This window comes from Peribacillus sp. NPDC058075, assembly GCF_042885195.1.
Classification (GTDB): Bacteria; Bacillota; Bacilli; order Bacillales; family DSM-1321; genus Peribacillus.
Genome location: NZ_JBHVSL010000001.1, coordinates 832,182 through 848,701, shown reverse-complemented (window position 1 = coordinate 848,701; position 16,520 = coordinate 832,182). Strand labels below are relative to the sequence as shown.

At 44.0% G+C, this 16,520-nt stretch carries 16 protein-coding genes; 3 read left to right on the top strand and 13 right to left on the bottom strand.

The features are described from left to right. Window positions 1-50: 50 nt before the first annotated feature. From ACFVS1_RS04260 to cymR, 10 genes are all read right to left on the bottom strand, one after another. On the bottom strand, window positions 51-1,127 hold the full coding sequence (locus tag ACFVS1_RS04260) for an AI-2E family transporter (protein ID WP_387545252.1): 1,077 nt from the start codon (window positions 1,125-1,127) through the stop codon (window positions 51-53). A 226-nt stretch (window positions 1,128-1,353) separates the two neighbouring features. Continuing rightward, complete coding sequence (locus ACFVS1_RS04255) at window positions 1,354-1,569, bottom strand: hypothetical protein (RefSeq protein ID WP_034311361.1); 216 nt, start codon at window positions 1,567-1,569, stop codon at window positions 1,354-1,356. Then, entirely contained in the window at window positions 1,559-2,017 is a 459-nt protein-coding gene (locus ACFVS1_RS04250; RefSeq protein ID WP_352919717.1) for a PRC-barrel domain-containing protein, read from the bottom strand. The genes ACFVS1_RS04255 and ACFVS1_RS04250 overlap by 11 nt, the downstream gene beginning before the upstream one ends. A 298-nt stretch (window positions 2,018-2,315) precedes the next feature. After that, entirely contained in the window at window positions 2,316-3,086 is a 771-nt protein-coding gene (locus ACFVS1_RS04245; protein WP_387545251.1) for a TPM domain-containing protein, read from the bottom strand. After that, window positions 3,086-3,655 carry a LemA family protein gene (locus ACFVS1_RS04240; RefSeq protein ID WP_387545249.1) on the bottom strand — a complete coding sequence of 190 codons (570 nt, stop codon included), beginning with the start codon at window positions 3,653-3,655 and terminating at the stop codon, window positions 3,086-3,088. The genes ACFVS1_RS04245 and ACFVS1_RS04240 overlap by 1 nt, the downstream gene beginning before the upstream one ends. 80 nt (window positions 3,656-3,735) lie before the next feature. Continuing rightward, window positions 3,736-6,141: an SF1B family DNA helicase RecD2 gene (recD2, locus tag ACFVS1_RS04235; protein ID WP_352919707.1), complete on the bottom strand. Its 2,406-nt coding sequence runs from the start codon at window positions 6,139-6,141 to the stop codon at window positions 3,736-3,738. 36 nt (window positions 6,142-6,177) lie between these two features. After that, entirely contained in the window at window positions 6,178-6,843 is a 666-nt protein-coding gene (locus ACFVS1_RS04230) for a tetratricopeptide repeat protein (RefSeq protein ID WP_387545248.1), read from the bottom strand. Between the two features lie 122 nt (window positions 6,844-6,965). Further along, on the bottom strand, window positions 6,966-8,081 hold the full coding sequence (mnmA, locus tag ACFVS1_RS04225; protein ID WP_352919702.1) for a tRNA 2-thiouridine(34) synthase MnmA: 1,116 nt from the start codon (window positions 8,079-8,081) through the stop codon (window positions 6,966-6,968). Between the two features lie 29 nt (window positions 8,082-8,110). Further along, window positions 8,111-9,256 carry a cysteine desulfurase family protein gene (locus tag ACFVS1_RS04220; RefSeq protein WP_387545247.1) on the bottom strand — a complete coding sequence of 382 codons (1,146 nt, stop codon included), beginning with the start codon at window positions 9,254-9,256 and terminating at the stop codon, window positions 8,111-8,113. A 60-nt stretch (window positions 9,257-9,316) separates the two neighbouring features. Next, window positions 9,317-9,736 (bottom strand): cysteine metabolism transcriptional regulator CymR, encoded by a 420-nt coding sequence (gene cymR, locus ACFVS1_RS04215; protein WP_034308657.1) that lies wholly within the window; start codon window positions 9,734-9,736, stop codon window positions 9,317-9,319. A 431-nt stretch (window positions 9,737-10,167) separates the two neighbouring features. Here cymR and ACFVS1_RS04210 point away from each other — a divergent pair, with 431 nt between their 5' ends. Continuing rightward, on the top strand, window positions 10,168-11,160 hold the full coding sequence (locus ACFVS1_RS04210) for a nuclease-related domain-containing protein (protein ID WP_387545246.1): 993 nt from the start codon (window positions 10,168-10,170) through the stop codon (window positions 11,158-11,160). A 200-nt stretch (window positions 11,161-11,360) separates the two neighbouring features. After that, window positions 11,361-12,632, top strand: a complete 1,272-nt coding sequence (locus tag ACFVS1_RS04205) for a replication-associated recombination protein A (protein WP_387545245.1) — start codon at window positions 11,361-11,363, stop codon at window positions 12,630-12,632. Window positions 12,633-12,661: 29 nt separating this feature from the next. Here ACFVS1_RS04205 and ACFVS1_RS04200 read toward each other — a convergent pair whose 3' ends face one another. The 3 genes from ACFVS1_RS04200 to ACFVS1_RS04190 all read right to left on the bottom strand — a co-directional run bounded on the left by ACFVS1_RS04200 (window position 12,662) and on the right by ACFVS1_RS04190 (window position 14,725). Further along, complete coding sequence (locus tag ACFVS1_RS04200) at window positions 12,662-13,309, bottom strand: DUF2642 domain-containing protein (RefSeq protein WP_352919690.1); 648 nt, start codon at window positions 13,307-13,309, stop codon at window positions 12,662-12,664. Window positions 13,310-13,521: 212 nt separating this feature from the next. After that, the gene (locus tag ACFVS1_RS04195) at window positions 13,522-14,535 is read right to left on the bottom strand and encodes a hypothetical protein (protein WP_387545244.1); all 1,014 of its coding nucleotides are present in this window, start codon (window positions 14,533-14,535) and stop codon (window positions 13,522-13,524) included. A 25-nt stretch (window positions 14,536-14,560) separates the two neighbouring features. After that, complete coding sequence (locus ACFVS1_RS04190) at window positions 14,561-14,725, bottom strand: hypothetical protein (protein WP_387545243.1); 165 nt, start codon at window positions 14,723-14,725, stop codon at window positions 14,561-14,563. A gap of 590 nt (window positions 14,726-15,315) precedes the next feature. Here ACFVS1_RS04190 and tagU point away from each other — a divergent pair. After that, window positions 15,316-16,245, top strand: a complete 930-nt coding sequence (tagU, locus tag ACFVS1_RS04185) for a polyisoprenyl-teichoic acid--peptidoglycan teichoic acid transferase TagU (RefSeq protein ID WP_387545241.1) — start codon at window positions 15,316-15,318, stop codon at window positions 16,243-16,245. Window positions 16,246-16,520 lie beyond the last annotated feature (275 nt).

The window sequence follows — 16,520 nt, the reverse complement described above, 5'->3', positions numbered from 1 at the left end:
TTCATCCTTCAACGAATTATCTTATGTTATGGATTATATTCACAAGACTTTTATTTGTCAATAAGGGGCGGCTTCTTTCTAAAGTGAACGCGGGCATGAAGGACAAAAACTTTTAACACAGCCAAGATGGGAATCGAAAGGACCATGCCCGCGATACCGCCTATTTCACCTCCAGCCAATAATGCAAGCATGATGAAAAGCGGATGCATATGAAGGCTTTTACCGACTATTAGCGGTGACAGGATATTTCCCTCAAGAAATTGAAGTACTAGCACGATGACCGCGATGATCAACACCATTTTAACGGACATTGTCGCGGCGATGACCAGTGCAGGAATGGCCCCAATAATCGGTCCGAAATACGGAATGACATTCGTTATTCCGATTATCGCCCCCAAAAGAAGCGGATATTTCATTCCGACTATCCAGAAGAGCAGCGAGGAAATCAAACCGATCACGACACAGACGATGATTTGTCCGCGGATATAGCCGCCAAGCGACGCATCCACATCACGAATGAAAGCCCGACCCTGCTTGCGCCATTTTTTCGGCGTCATATACCAGGCCATTTTTTTTAACACAGTGAAATCTTTCAAAATATAAAATGCGATGAATGGAATCAACGCAATCAGGACGATGAAATCAATCATCTTCATTGCATACTCCATCGCCTTTTCAGGTATACGCTTCAGCCAATCTTCGAAAAGGGTAACACCTTCTTCGAATCTTTCATGAATTCCGAACGGCCAGGAAGCCGTTTGATGGTTAAGTTTATCAATGCTGCCCCGGTACTGTTCAACCAGTTCCGGCACGCTTTCCGACAGCTCGCGAACCTGGCTGACGATCACTGGAATGCCTTTATAAACAGCAAAGCCGATCCCTCCGAAAAACAACAAATAGATGATCGTAATCGAAAGCCAGCGTCGCATCCCTTTTTCATTTAAATATTCCACTACAGGGTGCAGCAAGTAACTGATGAACGCACCAATCAAAAATGGCAGCAGTACCGTCACACATACAGTAACGGCAGGTCCCCACATGGGCTTAAGTTTCATAAAGATATAGATAACGAAAAATAAGAGCAATAAAAAACCCAGGCGATAAAACCACTTAAGACGAATACTCACAATAAACACCTCCCGCTCATTTATTCTTCGAAAGGCGGAAGGTTTTCATACATAAAAAAGAGTGCCCTCATTATCAGGACACCCATTCCTGCTATAATAATGACTTTAATCTTTTGCGTATTTTCTTCATGTTCCGTTTAAACATCTTCGAGTTCATCAAGTCCGAACCCATATTCATTAGAGTATTGCGTGAACGTCTAGCCATTGCAAACACCTCTTCCGTTATTTACATACCGAATCGGCGGTCATTTTCTTCAAACAAATCGTCCAATGAGCTTAAACTTCCATCTTCCTCGACTTGGTGCGTATTTATGAGCCCTTCGGATAGAGTCATTTCAATAAAGCAATTCCAACAATAATATTGATTTACGCCAATCTTCCCAACATCTTTACTGCGGCAATTCGGACATTTAATTTCCAAAATAGACACCTCACTGTTCATAAACTGAAACAATGATGGTATCCTTCCCTAATGCAGGCGGCTGTTTTGATTCTATCACTGTCGACTCCGAGAAAAACCCATCCGTTGTTTCATACGCTATAATCGTGCCCATTTTCTCCTTGAAATATACATCCTGCAGTAAACCAAGTTCTTCGCCCATTTCTGATAAAAGCATGCGTCCCAATAATTCGTCCTTCGAAAGGCAAATGGTATCCGCAGGCATTTTCCTTAAGGTTGAATCCTCTTGCATGATGACGATCCCATCTGGACCGAATGAAGAAATATCGTCGAGTTTCAAATGAAAAGCTCTTTTGAACAATGCTTGTTGATGAATGACCAAACCTGTTACCTGTCCCATTTCAGAAATTGATAAATCGTGGACCGTGCCGATTCTTTCTCCTTTGATTGTAAAAACCGGCATCCCTTTCAATAAAGAAAACGTCCGCAAGGTCATCCCGCCTTTCCGAACATTTTTATTATCTCTTTACTAATGTAAATAGATGTGCTGAAAGGTTTTCCATTGTTGGACCAACTTCCTTAAAATACAGGGACCATGAAAAAAAAGGCTGTTTTCGCATACTGTGTTGCTATTCACCAAGTAATGCGGTGTGGTTGATTTCCCCTCCAATGCTCGCTTTCCGCGGGGCGGGCGGTGAGCCTCCTCGGCGTGAACGCCTATTTTAAAAACAACAATCTTTACGAAAAGAGCATAAAAAAAGACCGGTTTCCCGGTCAGACCCACTGCTTTACCATCCCCTGCTGGCACCTCCGCCACCGGAACTCCCTCCGCCGCCGCCCCGTGGACCGCCGCCGCCTCCACGGCCGCCGCCGCCTCCGCGACTGATGAATATCAATAAGATATTGATTAGCGTTTGAAGGAAAAATCCTTTAAAGAACTTGGCATCGAGGATGAATACGACGATGACAACGATGATAATGAGGAAAATCTGTAAACCTGATGGCTGAAAGGTTTCCGACTCGGGCTGGACGGAGAGATCTTGATAAAATTCGTCACCTAGGTTGTATTCTTTCGTGACATCGTTAAATACAGCCTTATAGGTCTCCGTCAGGGCAACATCATATTTACCCTCTTTCAGCGCCGGGATAGCCACATCATCCAAAATCTGCCCAGATCTTATATCGGTAATGGCCCCTTCCAAACCGTACCCCACTTCAATGCGGATTTTCTGTTCTTCCATGGCCAGCACAATGAGGACTCCATTGTTCAACTCGGCATCCCCAAGCTTGAATGATCTCAATGCCTCGACCGAGTACTCCTCGATCTCGGAACCTTCCATCGAATCAACCGTCAAAACGGAAATTTGTGCTTTTGTGGCATCATCCAAGCGTTTCCCAAGTTCGATGAGTTCGGATTTTTCCTGGTCATCCAGGACTCCTGCAAAGTCCTGAACATATATATCCCCAACTGGTTCAGGGATGTTAGGTTGTGCTGCGGCTACGTTTGCTAAACCGAACGTGAGAATGAAGAATAGCGCAAACACAGCAAGTTTTTTCATTATTTATCGCTCCCGAAATCAACCTTTGGCGTTTCTTTTTCTTGATCGGTCACTTCAAAATATGGTTTGGCATCGAACCCGAACGCTCCTGCCATCATATTCTTCGGAAAGCGTTTAATCATTTTATTATAGTTGGTAACTTCATCATTATAGTCTTTTCGTGCGACCGTCAGCCGATTTTCCGTTCCTTCCAAACTATCCATGAGACCCTTAAAGTTCTCATTGGCCTTTAAATCCGGATAGTTTTCGACAACCACCAAAAGACGGCTCAAGGCCCCACTCAATTCTTGATCGGCATCAATCGCATCTTGAGTCGAATTGGCACCGGCCAGCTTCGAGCGTGCATCACTCACCGCTTTAATGGCTTCCGTTTCATGCGAAGCATAACCTTTCACCGTTTCGACAAGATTTGGAATCAAATCCGCTCTTCGTTTTAATTGGTTATCCACCTGTGACCATTTATTGTCGACGTCTTCATTGGCGCTTACAAGACCGTTGTATGAGGATGCCCCATAAACGACCAGTAAAACGACAACGACTATTCCTATAATCCAACCTTTTTTCATCAAATCCCCCCTACTCTTTCACATATTAGTTATAGTTCCACCAAAACTATGAATTTTAAACAAAACCCATCCAAAAGAACCCGTTACATAAAATCATAAGGCGTGACATTCTCCATCCCGATCATCGGGTCAGCATGCATGAGAACATCAAGATAACTTGATTGTTGAGGTACCTCTCCCTTTTCCGCCGGCATTACTTCTTCACTCAAAATTCCCCTCAGCTTTTCACGCAAAGTCGTTTTGCGGCGCATCTCATCATTACGCTCGATCCCTAAACGGAATGCATCTTCCTCACCACAAAGGATCAAGAAATTTTTACTGCGCGTAATCGCCGTATACAATAAATTACGTCGGAGCATCCGATAATAGCTTTTCACTACAGGTAAAATGACAATGGGGAATTCGCTTCCCTGCGATTTATGGATGGAGCAGCAATAGGCATGTGTGATCTGGTTCAAATCCTGCTTCGTGTATGTCACTTCGATGCCTTCGAACGATATGATTACTTTATCGACATGATCGGTATTTTCTTTAGCAAACAATATGGACACGATTTCTCCCATATCTCCATTAAAGACACCCTCCTCTGGCTGGTTCACCAGTTGAAGCACCTTATCTCCCGTTCTGTATATTACGTCTCCGAATTTTATTTCCCGCCGCTTTTCATCCGCATTGCTATTGAACACTTCCTGTAGCATTTTATTCAGTGCATCAATCCCCGCAGGTCCTCTATACATGGGAGCAAGCACCTGTATATCCTTGGCCGTGAAGCCTTTCGTCCTGGCATTGGCAACGACTTTCTCGATTACTTGGGCGATTTGACCGGTTTGGCAGCGAATGAACGATCGATCTTCTTGCTGTTTCGTAACATCATCCGGAAGCCTTCCTTTTTTGATTTCATGGGCCAATTCAATGATCGACGAGCCATCGGCTTGTCGATAAATATGTTCCAGACTGACAGTCGGTACACAATTCGATGCTAGCAAATCCTTTAAAACCTGCCCAGGGCCAACAGATGGCAGCTGATCTTCATCGCCAACCAATATCACTTGGACATTTTCCGGCAGAGCTTTAAACAATTGATGGGCCAGCCACGTATCCACCATGGAAACCTCATCGATGATTACGATACGGCCATCCAGCTGATTATCCTCATCATGGGAAAAGCCTTCACTCCCGTTCCACCCGAGCAAACGGTGGATGGTAACAGCGGGGAGCCCAGTCGATTCCGCCATACGTTTCGCTGCCCGGCCAGTAGGAGCCGCAAGAACGAATGGAAATGGATCGCTTCCTTCTTTTTTATAATCGTTAATGTCCATGGATACGCCATGCAGCTCTGCATATAGCTCAACGATGCCTTTGATGACAGTCGTCTTACCGGTACCCGGTCCCCCTGTCAAGATTAACATGGGTGATTGCAGGGCCGTTTGGATCGCTTCCTTTTGGGCCGGGGCATAGGATACATCCAATCGCTCTTCCAGCTCACCAAGTGCAAGCAAGAACTCCGATTCGGGGAACTGGTCCTCATACTCGGTTTGAGCAAGCAGCCGCTTGATGTTCATCACGATACCCTTTTCCGAATAAAATAGTGAAGGCGGATAAATTCGTTGATCCTCGACAACGATTTTCCCCTCTTGCGTCAATTCGATTATTTCCGAGGAAATGTTCGTGAATTCAATGCGATCCCGTTTATTTTCCTCCAGCAGCCGTTTGACCGCTTCCAAAAGCTGCTCGGCTTCTATGTAGATATTTCCATCCTGGAGGCATTGTGATTCAAGCGTATACAAGCAGGCAGCCTTGATTCGGTCGGGATGGCTGCCGGAAATGCCCAGCTGATGCCCAAGCTCATCCGCCCGTCCAAAACCAATCCCTTCAATATCCTCTACCAGCTTATACGGATTTCCCTGAACCATCGTGATCGTATCCTGTTTATACATTTGATAAATCTTCATCGACAGCTGCGGACCAAAGCCGTATTGATTGAGGGCGATCATCACCTGCTCCAGACCTTGATGCTCGACCAATGTATCATAGAGGCCCTTTGCCTTTTCCCCGGATAGCTTCGGGATATCATCAAGTAGCGAGGGCTGAGCCAGAATTTTTGAAATGGCCTTTTCACCCAGTGTCTCAACAATGCTTTCAGCTGTTTTTTTCCCAATGCCCTTAAAAAGGTCACCTGATAAATAACTGACGATGCCTTCCTTGGATTGAGGGAGATCCTTGCGAAAATGCTCTACATGAAATTGAAGGCCAAAACGCGGATGTTCCTTCATGGCCCCATAAAAAATATAGATCTCATCCTCATGCATCCTTGGAAAATAACCAGTTACGACCGCTTCCTTCTCTTCATAATTCAGATTCGTTTCATGCACACGAATTCTTACAACCGAGTACATATTTTCTTCATTATGAAAGATCGTCACTAAATGACTTCCTTTCATGAACATTTTCTCTTCAGAAAACAAATCCAACGAATCTTGCTGGCTCAACGCTTCTCCCCACCTTTCCATGCATATGCATTTTATTTACTCTGCATTCATTTCTTCCAACAGTTTCTTACCGTGCGCAGCAAGCATATGGTCAGGCTGTGCTTCCAAAGCCTTGTCAAAATAAGCCATCGCTGCTTGCGCATCCTCACGATACCCTGCAAACGCCACACCTAAATTATAATAAGCATCCGCATGGCCCGGATCCTGTTCCACAACTAAATTCAGCTGATTGATCAATTCATCATATAGTTCCGCATTCGCAAGACATAACGCATATTGGAATCTTGCATCAACGTCCTCAGGGCTCAGCTCCACCGTTCTCTGTAAATAAGGCATCGCCAATTTAGGCTGATCTAATGCCATCAATGTCAATCCAAGCATGAAGTAAGCATCGCTATTATCCAGTCCCAATCGGATTGCCTTCTCGAACATATCCTTCGCTTCGACTAGCTTAGAATCTGATTCATAATATAAGTTTCCTAATGAATAGTAAGCCGCTGCTGCATTTTCATCCAGCTCGATCGCCTTTTTGTAAAACTTGACCGCTTTATCCGTTTCACCCACGGCAGTCAATACATTCCCAAAGTTTATGTAGGCAACAGGCTCATTCGGATTTTCCTCGATCGCCTCATTAAATACCTTTGCCGCTTCTTCGTACTTCCCTTGCTGCATCAATTCAATTCCTTGTTGATTCTTATCCATATCCATTCACACTCCATTTTTATATTAAAAAGTATAGCATAAGCCAGTGGTCGAATTCAGGCTGTATACCCGCAATCCAAAAGAAGTCCCCAACCGCAAACACAGCTGGGGACATGCTTATTTTACCCTACGTAAGTCAGTTTTTCACCTTTTTTAAATACTTCATCAATCGTACCGCCGCCAAGGCACACTTCACCTTCATAGAATACGACTGCTTGTCCAGGTGTAATCGCGCGGACTGCCTCGTCAAAGATGACTTCGACATCACCATTGTCCAAGACCTTCACCTTAACACCGCTATCCTCTTGACGGTACCTGAACTTTGCCGTACATGTAAACTCACCCGCAGGTATATGTTCCGCTACCCAGCTGACATTCACTGCACGAAGGGAATTGGAATACAGCACATCATTATCAAAGCCTTGACACACATATAAAACATTACGCTTCAAGTCTTTTCCCGCAACAAACCAAGGTTCGCCGCTGCCGCCAATCCCTAGACCGTGACGCTGACCGATGGTGTAATACATCAATCCGTCATGCTTGCCCATGACCTTGCCATCCATCGTGACCATATCACCGGGCTGAGCTGGGAGGTAATTGCTTAAAAACTCTTTGAAATTGCGTTCACCGATAAAGCAGATGCCTGTAGAATCCTTTTTCGTTGCCGTGGCAAGACCCGCTTCTTTCGCAATTTCACGGACTTCCTTCTTATCAATGTGTCCAAGCGGAAACATGACTTTTTCCAACTGTTCTTGAGTAAGCTGGTTCAAGAAGTACGTTTGATCTTTATTATTATCGACACCGCGAAGCATTTTGTATTCGCCATCCCGGTATTCAACCTGTGCGTAATGACCTGTAGCCACATAATCGGCTCCAAGGCTTACGGCATGTTCAAGAAAGGCCTTGAACTTGATTTCCTTATTGCACATTACATCCGGATTCGGGGTGCGCCCCGCTTTATACTCATCCAAGAAATATGTGAAAACTTTATCCCAATACTGCTTTTCGAAATTGACCGCATAATAAGGGATGCCGATTTGATTACAAACGGCAATTACATCATTGTAATCTTCCGTTGCCGTACAGACTCCGTTTTCATCTGTATCATCCCAGTTCTTCATGAAAATCCCGACAACATCATAGCCTTGATTCTTCAATAGCAGGGCTGACACAGAAGAATCGACGCCTCCTGACATACCCACGACGACGCGGGTGTCCTGTGGTGCTTTTCTCATTCTGTCACCTCATTTATTTAAAGTGAGAATTATCTTCTCACTAATCTATTAACGATTTTAACGGTGGTTTCAGCCGCCTGCCTTACTTCCTCTTCCGTGTTGTTCAGACCGAAGCTGAAACGAATCGAATTCTTCGTCCGCTCCGAATCTTTCCCGAACATCGCCACAAGCACATGTGACGGATCGATTGACCCAGCAGTACAAGCGGATCCGCTCGATACAGCAACACCTGCCAAGTCCATATTAACGAGCATCGATTCCACATTCGTACCCGGAAAACTAACATTCAGCACATGCGGCAGCGACTGTTCCATAGATCCGTTAATTTCATATTGTACATCCGCCTCATCAAAGACGGCAAGCAATACGTCTTTAAAACGCTTGTATTGCTCCTTTTTCTTTTCCATCGTGCTTTGTGCAATTAAAACAGCTTCTGCAAAACCGGCAATGGCAGGCACGCTCTCCGTTCCAGCACGGCGCTTGCGTTCTTGTTCCCCGCCATATAAATGAGGATTCAGCTTCAAGCCTTCACGTATATAAAGAAAGCCGATTCCTTTTGGACCGTTGATTTTATGTGCGGATACGCTAAGCAAATCCACACCCAGCTCTCGAACGTCGATCGAGATCAAACCATAAGCCTGAACCGCATCCGTATGGAAAATGGCTTGATGCCCCTTTAGCAGCTGTCCGATTTCAGCAATCGGCTGGATCGTTCCAACCTCATTATTGCCGAACATGACCGAAACCAAAATCGTATCATCCCGCAATGCCGCCTTTAAATCGGCAATTGAAATAAGCCCCGCTTCATTCACAGGTAAATATGTGACCTCAAAGCCAGACTTCTCAAGGTATTGGCATGTATGCAAAACCGCATGATGCTCAATCTCCGTCGTAATGATGTGCTTTCCTTTTTCTTTATAAGCATTCGCAACACCAATGATCGCCGTATTATCCGCCTCGGTTCCGCCGCTGGTGAAAATGATTTCATTCCGCCCCGCACCGATACTCGCTGCAATACTCGAACGCGCCTCATCCAAAACATGGCGCGCCTCCCGCCCGAACGCATGAATGCTGGATGGATTCCCGAAGTCATGGCTCATGACCGTCATCATCCTATCGATCACATTCGGATGCATCGGTGAAGTCGCAGCATGATCTAAATATATTCTGTCCACTTTTTTGTCGCCTCCATTAAAAAACGCAAGCGCCCACATAATAGGCGCATTGCTAATCACTTAAATATAGTACATATAAGAATCGATTTCACCCGTATCCTTGTAGCTCGCCAAATCCATAAGCGTCGTATTATCCAATACATCCTTCACAGCATCGCGAATCCGGATCCAAAGCTGGCGCTTCACCGGCTCCTCATCCTCAATTCCTTCAACAGGGGTAATCGGCCCTTCCAATACACGAATGACATCACCCGAAGTAATCTCCTGAGGATCTTTAGACAGGACATACCCGCCATACGCACCGCGCACACTCTTCACCAATCCCGCATTACGAAGCGGCGCAATCAACTGCTCCAAATAATGCTCCGACAGATTATGCGTCTGGGCAATCGATTTCAAACTCTTCGGGCCTTCTCCATAATGTTTAGCAAGCTCGATCATGATCGTCAAACCATAACGGCCTTTAGTAGATATCTTCATACATATACACCTCAAATTATTTATCCGTTTCTAAATTCTTTTGAAATTATAGCATATTCCCGCCGGAAATGCATTCACCCGCCCTTCATTTGTCAAATTATCCTAATTGGAGAGGTAGGAATGCAACCGATCGGCCGACGAATTTTATACAGCATCCGGGTTAGAACGGAATTTTCGCTCAGACGGTCGAATATAGGGTACGGATTTTTCACTTGAAGCTGAAGTATTTACGCCTAGGTCGGATTTTTCGCTTGGACGGTCGGATTATTGCGGGGATAGGTCGAATCTTTCGCTTGGACGGTCGGATTATTGGAAGGATAGGTCGGATTAATACGTAGGTACGTTACATGCCACATTTAATTTCACTAAAATACAGGAAATCACTTTATCAACCGAGAATACTTCACTCAAATCTATAAGGAGTGGTTATCATGATCATTAAAAACTGCAAGAGGCCTTTAAAAATAGACATGCTCGAAGCTCTGATGAGACGCTTACCTCCTGGGCATGCGAAGCAACCGGCAATCATTGATGATATCAAAAAAATCAAGGCTGGATACAACGGTGAAAACAGAGTCTTCCAATCTCTTAAATCCCTTTCTGAAAAAGAGTATCTACTCTTTCATGACCTCCGACTTATTGGATCATCTTTTCCCTTCCAAATGGACATCCTCATTCTCACATCCTCTTTCCTTTTAATCCTTGAAGTCAAAAACATGGCTGGTGAAATCTTTTTCGATCATGCATTCAATCAACTTATCCGTACAAACCTAGATGGAAAAACCGAAGCTTTTGATGATCCCCTATTACAAGTGAGTCGGCAGCGCCAACTCTTGTTAGACTGGTTAAAAACAAGAAGAACGAACAACCTTCCAGTTGAAACTCTCGTAGTCAGTGCCAATTCTTCAACGATCATTCGAGCAGGGAATACGGATATTAATAGAAAAGTGATACGTATGGATCGGATTCTGCTTAAAATTGAGGAATTAAAAAACAAGTATAACGAAACAGTCCTTTCTACTAGAGCAATGAAACGATTATCGAATTTATTGCTTGATGGTCACACCCCTTATATTCCTAAACCGCTAGAGAATTATAGAATTCCGATTACCGCCCTCCAAACCGGAGTATTCTGCGACAAGTGTCATGCATTTACCATGGAGCGGAAATCAAGAAAGTGGATTTGCCGTACCTGTTTGGATATTTCCCTCGATGGTCACATTTCGGCACTTTATGATTATCTATACCTCGTCAAACCTACCATTACCAACAGGGAATTTCGAAACTTCCTCCAACTCCAATCCCCTTCCAGTGCAAAAAAACTATTACTTTCACTAAACCTGAATCATACCGGCCATACTAGAGGCAGATTTTATCTATTACATTCTCTCATAGAAGGCGAGGTCGGATTATTACGTCGGTAGGTCGAATTAGTCCACTAGTAGGTCGAATTAGTCCACCGCTAGGTCGAATTAGTCCACTGCTAGGTCGAATTATCGATCTCACAGCACAAAATCATATCCCGAAACGGACTACTATAATAGGATTTCACCCTCTTTTACAGCATAATCAGCGCATTTCCCCCATCAGTTGTGATACCTTATATAAAAAGGAGAGGTGCGCAATGAATATTAAACCGCTTGCTTTCCGGATGCGGCCTCGTTCGATTGATGAGATCATCGGGCAGGAGCATCTGGTCGGTGAAGGGAAAATTATCGCAAGGATGGTGAAAGCCAAGCAGCTTTCTTCCATGATCCTGTATGGTCCTCCGGGAATTGGCAAAACTTCGATTGCAAGTGCGATTGCCGGAAGCACGAAGTTTGCTTTCAGGACACTGAACGCGGTGACCAATAATAAAAAGGATATGGAAATCGTGGCTGCCGAGGCCAAGATGTCCGGAAAAGTGATTCTCTTGCTTGATGAGGTTCACCGGCTCGATAAGGCGAAGCAGGATTTCCTATTGCCTTATCTTGAAAACGGGATGATCACCTTGATCGGTGCAACGACCAGCAATCCCTATCATGCAATCAATCCGGCCATCCGAAGCCGGTGCCAGATTTTCGAGCTCAAATCATTGGAAACCAATGATATAACCAAAGCTCTGGAACGGGCACTTCATGATGAAGAGCGCGGGCTTGGTGCGTTTATAACGGATGTCAGCCTTGATGCCCTTACCCATTTCGCGACGGCTTCGAACGGAGATGTCCGCAGTGCGCTTAACGCTCTTGAGCTCGCCGTCATTTCCACCGAACCCGATGAGTCCGGAACGATACATATAGATCTGCAAATTGCCGAGGAATGCATGCAGAAAAAAAGCTTCTCACATGACAAGGATGGAGATGCCCATTATGATGTTCTATCGGCTTTCCAAAAATCTATTCGCGGCAGTGATGTGAATGCAGCCCTTCATTATTTAGGGCGCTTGGTCGAAGCCGGCGATCTTGTTTGCATTGCCCGCCGCATGGTGGTCATTGCCTACGAAGACATTGGTCTCGCCAACCCGCAGGCTGGTCCCAGGGCCCTCGCTGCAGTCGAAGCCGCTGAACGGCTTGGGTTTCCCGAAGCCAGGATTCCACTTGCCAACTCCGTGATCGAGTTATGCCTATCACCTAAATCGAATACGGCCATTACCGCAATTGATGCAGCTCTTTCCGACATTCGCAGCGGCCATAGTGGAGATGTACCGGATCATCTTAAGGATGCCCATTACAAAGGGGCCGCTGAACTCGGACGCGGCATCGGCTACCTTTATCCGCATGACTACGAGAATGGCTGGGTGAAGCAGCAATACTTACCGGACAAACTGCGCCGAAAAAAATACTACAAACCAAAAAAGAGCGGGAAATTTGAACAAGCTCTTGCCTCGGTCTATGAAAATATCGAGAAAAAGAAATAACTCCGGGTCACTTTAGACCCGGAGTTTCTTTATTGTGGGAAATGAAAACTTTTAACATGCCTCATGTTGACCAGAATCGCCTCCCCTTGAGCATTCACCATCTCAATGATGCCATCTTTCACTGCACTGATCATTCCGATATTCTGCGGATGCATCCCCAAGTCGAGCACCACCAGTTTATTAGTTAACTTTTTCACCTGTTCCTCCAATGTCCTGGCCCAGCTTAAAGATGAAACCTGTGCCAGCTGTTCCCCTTTATTCAAACCGAAAGGACCCTTTTCATCATTACAAACCGAAAGCCACTTCAAATGATCCATCGAGATGAACATCGTTTTGAATACTGGCGAATAAAAGACGAAATAGTTATTCATGATGCCCACGATATAACCATGAACCGAGTTTTTTTTCGTGAGCAGGATTTCAACAAACATCCCCTTCGCATTCATCAGTAATTTTCGGAACGAGGTCTCATCGATCTCCGGCTCTCCTCCCGAACCAATCTCCTCATCAATCATAGGAAAAGAAAAATTCTTAATGTGCCGGAATGGAACATAACGGTACACCTTACCAGTATACAAAACGATGATGTCCGAGTTTGCTTCAATTAATATCCCCGTTTCATGTATATTCCCTGAGAGCTCCAGTTCTATATACTGGCCTATATGTTTTGCTAACAAGCTTCGCTTCCCCCTTTTCATTAAAATCAACCAAACAGAAGTTGTTGCTTGACCATTTTAAAAGCATTTGAACATAAACATTTGCCAATGAAAAAATAAATCAAAGGTGTATTGAACCCCAATGAATCCATCATGGGCAATAACGGCATGTCCACCTTCCATAAGAAGGCACAACAACTCGATTTTGGTTGCTGTACCTGTTTGGTATTTCTTTACCGGATATTTTGATTTGAAGCTTTGATTAAGTTCTCAATCCAAATTTGCTTGAATGCATTTGTACGAGGACTTCTGCGTCTTCTTAATCTTTCATCTGAGCTTGAGCTTGAAGAGCTTTCATATGAAGAACTGCTTTCTTTTGATGAAGAGCTTTCGACTGATGAAGAGCTTTCGACTAATGAAGAGCTTTCGACTAATGAAGAGCTCTCTTCTGATGAACTGCTTTCATCCTTTCTACTTCCGTTTGCTGAATTTCTATTTGCTGAATTCGCGTTTGATGCACCTCTGGCCGACGAACCTCCATCTTCGCAACTTTCATCTGTCTCCCCTTCAGCTTCTTCCTCTACCCTCACAGTTAAGGCAACGAATTGGACATGATCAGTTGGCACATAAAATAATTCTTGATTATGCACAACGATAAGGTACGTATCAGCCACTTCCATCAGGATGCCCTCAACCTTCTCAGGTCCACCAGCGAAAACGGATACCCAGTTGTGGACTAAGCGAGTCAGAAGGCCATTAAGTGTATCAGTTCCGTTATAAACAAATTCAGGCAATAATTGTTCGTCTGATTGTTCGATCACTGTTACACTTTTAATATGGGAAATCGGGTATAAAACAAGCCCATCCTTCTCCGTGGATAAAACTAAAAATTGATCTTTCACATCTACAACCCGGCCAACTTTAGATCCCGGACCGCCGCCATTCACTTGAATGCAGCTAGTTTGAAGTGTTGACAGCACTCCTAAAAAACTGGTCGGAAATACTGTTTCATCTTCCTCGGCCAATAAATCGACTTGTGACTTTTTCGCATTCGCGACAACTATTTTCAAATGATCCCTTGCGTAATACACAAGTTGAGTTTGTTCATCTTTCCCTGTTTGTAAAACGATATAATCGCCAAATACTCCTATAAGCCTGCCTTCTCTAGAATCAGGCCCGCCTTTAAACACCTTCACCGATTTTCCTGTTAAAGCATCAAGGTACGGTAAACCAACAGTCTCTGCCATTTTTCCTTTAGCCTCCAATAGTTATTTATACTTTAATGATATCCGTACTGCATATATATGCGCCTGCTTTCCAATACGGACTCTTCTTATCACCCATTTTGTAGGAAATCGTCGTACGCCTAGAAATCCCCTTTTGAAAAATCACTTTTTCCATTCTATTCAACTTTGAAAAAAGGGCCTTACTTTTCAATAAAAAAACTCCGGAATTTTTCCCGGAGTTGCATCAACAAATCTCTATATAGAATGAAATGGCCACACAGGAGCTTTCCTTTGCCTGGATTTTGTCACGGTCATATGCAGCTTGCCAAACTATAACTTCGTTTACATCACAGAATAACTGGTGATTTTTTTCTGATTTTGTATATAGCTCGGCATACTGCTCAGCTGAAACATTTTGCGGAACGGCAAATCTAAACACATCTCGATCAGTGGCGGATACCGTGCTTCCACTACCGGGAATTGAAAAAGGTTGCTGGAACTCACCGTTTTCAAAACAGCCTACCTTTGAAAATTTTTACGACTATTTACCTAGATGAAATCCAGGCTTATAAGCGTGCTCCTACATAGTCATAACTTATAAAACCCCTGCTATATCAGCATTCATTTCAGAAAATGCAAACTAATTATAAAAAACTATTAAACTTTCATGTCATTGAAAAAACCTTTTACCGGCTTCCAAATATGTCAAAGGTATTATAAAGTAGTAAAATATACTATTCTTTTATTATGAAATTAAATATAATAGATGAAGTGGTTACAAAAAGAGGAAGGAAGTAAACTATGAGACATGAAAAAAAGAAGAAAAAGAAGCGGACATGGCTGAAGGTAGTCGGGGTAATTGTCCTACTATTCATATTAGCTGGGGGAGCCTTTGCCTACTCCGTATGGAATTCACTGACAAAAACCGTTGACACGATGCATACACCAATAGACCGTACCACCGATAAACGAACGAAGGACCTTGCACTATCCGATCAGGAGCCCTTCTCGATGCTCATGCTCGGTGTCGATGAACGAGATGGCGACAAAGGCCGTTCAGATACAATGATTGTCTTGACAGTCAATCCGCAAAAGAAATCGGTCAAAATGCTAAGCATTCCGCGTGATACACGGACCGAGATCGTCGGTCATGGAACACAGGATAAAATCAACCATGCATTTGCCTTCGGCGGCGCGAAAATGTCCATGGATACCGTTGAAAACTTCCTAGATATCCCAATCGACTATTATATGAAAATCAATATGGAAGGCTTTAAGGATATCGTTGACGCAGTCGGCGGCGTGACCGTTCAAAACGATTTGGACTTTACATCTGATGGCATTCATTTTTCAAAAGGTAAGCAAACCCTTAACGGAAAAGAAGCCCTTGCCTATTCAAGAATGAGACATGACGATCCGAGCGGTGATTTCGGCCGTCAATCCAGACAACGTGCCATCATCGAAGCAGTCATTAAGGAAGGTGCAAGCCTTTCATCCCTGACGAAATTCGATGAAGTCTTCGCTGCACTCGGTAATAATATCCAGACGAATTTGACGTTTGATGACATGATGGACATCCAAAAGAACTACAGGGACGCAAGCAAAAGCATTACCCAATCATCAATAGATGGCAACGGAACGAAAATCGACGGAATCTACTATTATATTGTGTCGGATGAAGAAAAAGAAAAGGTTCAATCCGAATTAAAAGAACAATTATCCATCAAATAAGAAAAAATGAAAGAGCTGTCCGGACCCGCATCCTGACAGCTTTTTCATTTTCCCCGTCCAATATTCTGACAAAAAACGAACACCAATTGTAGAGATTTGTTGGAATTTTTGTTGTTTATTAGGCACTAAAAGACGGTATAATCTAATATGAGCTGACAGTTCCATCTTCCCCTTGCCCCAATCATTCACTGGTCCCGGAATTCCATCAACCGTCATTCATCAACTATAATAAATAATCCTAAACCAAAGGAGTGGATTTGTATGAAAATCAAAGC

Bases quoted from the DNA above. Each gene is read 5' to 3' on its own strand.
- ACFVS1_RS04195 (WP_387545244.1), bottom strand. From the start codon at position 14,535: ATGGCAGAGACTGTTGGTTTACCGTACCTTGATGCTTTAACAGGAAAA.
- ACFVS1_RS04210 (WP_387545246.1), top strand. From the start codon at position 10,168: ATGATCATTAAAAACTGCAAGAGGCCTTTAAAAATAGACATGCTCGAA.
- tagU (WP_387545241.1), top strand. From the start codon at position 15,316: ATGAGACATGAAAAAAAGAAGAAAAAGAAGCGGACATGGCTGAAGGTA.
- ACFVS1_RS04255 (WP_034311361.1), bottom strand. From the start codon at position 1,569: ATGAACAGTGAGGTGTCTATTTTGGAAATTAAATGTCCGAATTGCCGC.
- ACFVS1_RS04230 (WP_387545248.1), bottom strand. From the start codon at position 6,843: ATGGATAAGAATCAACAAGGAATTGAATTGATGCAGCAAGGGAAGTAC.
- ACFVS1_RS04205 (WP_387545245.1), top strand. From the start codon at position 11,361: ATGAATATTAAACCGCTTGCTTTCCGGATGCGGCCTCGTTCGATTGAT.
- mnmA (WP_352919702.1), bottom strand. From the start codon at position 8,081: ATGAGAAAAGCACCACAGGACACCCGCGTCGTCGTGGGTATGTCAGGA.
- ACFVS1_RS04245 (WP_387545251.1), bottom strand. From the start codon at position 3,086: ATGAAAAAACTTGCTGTGTTTGCGCTATTCTTCATTCTCACGTTCGGT.
- cymR (WP_034308657.1), bottom strand. From the start codon at position 9,736: ATGAAGATATCTACTAAAGGCCGTTATGGTTTGACGATCATGATCGAG.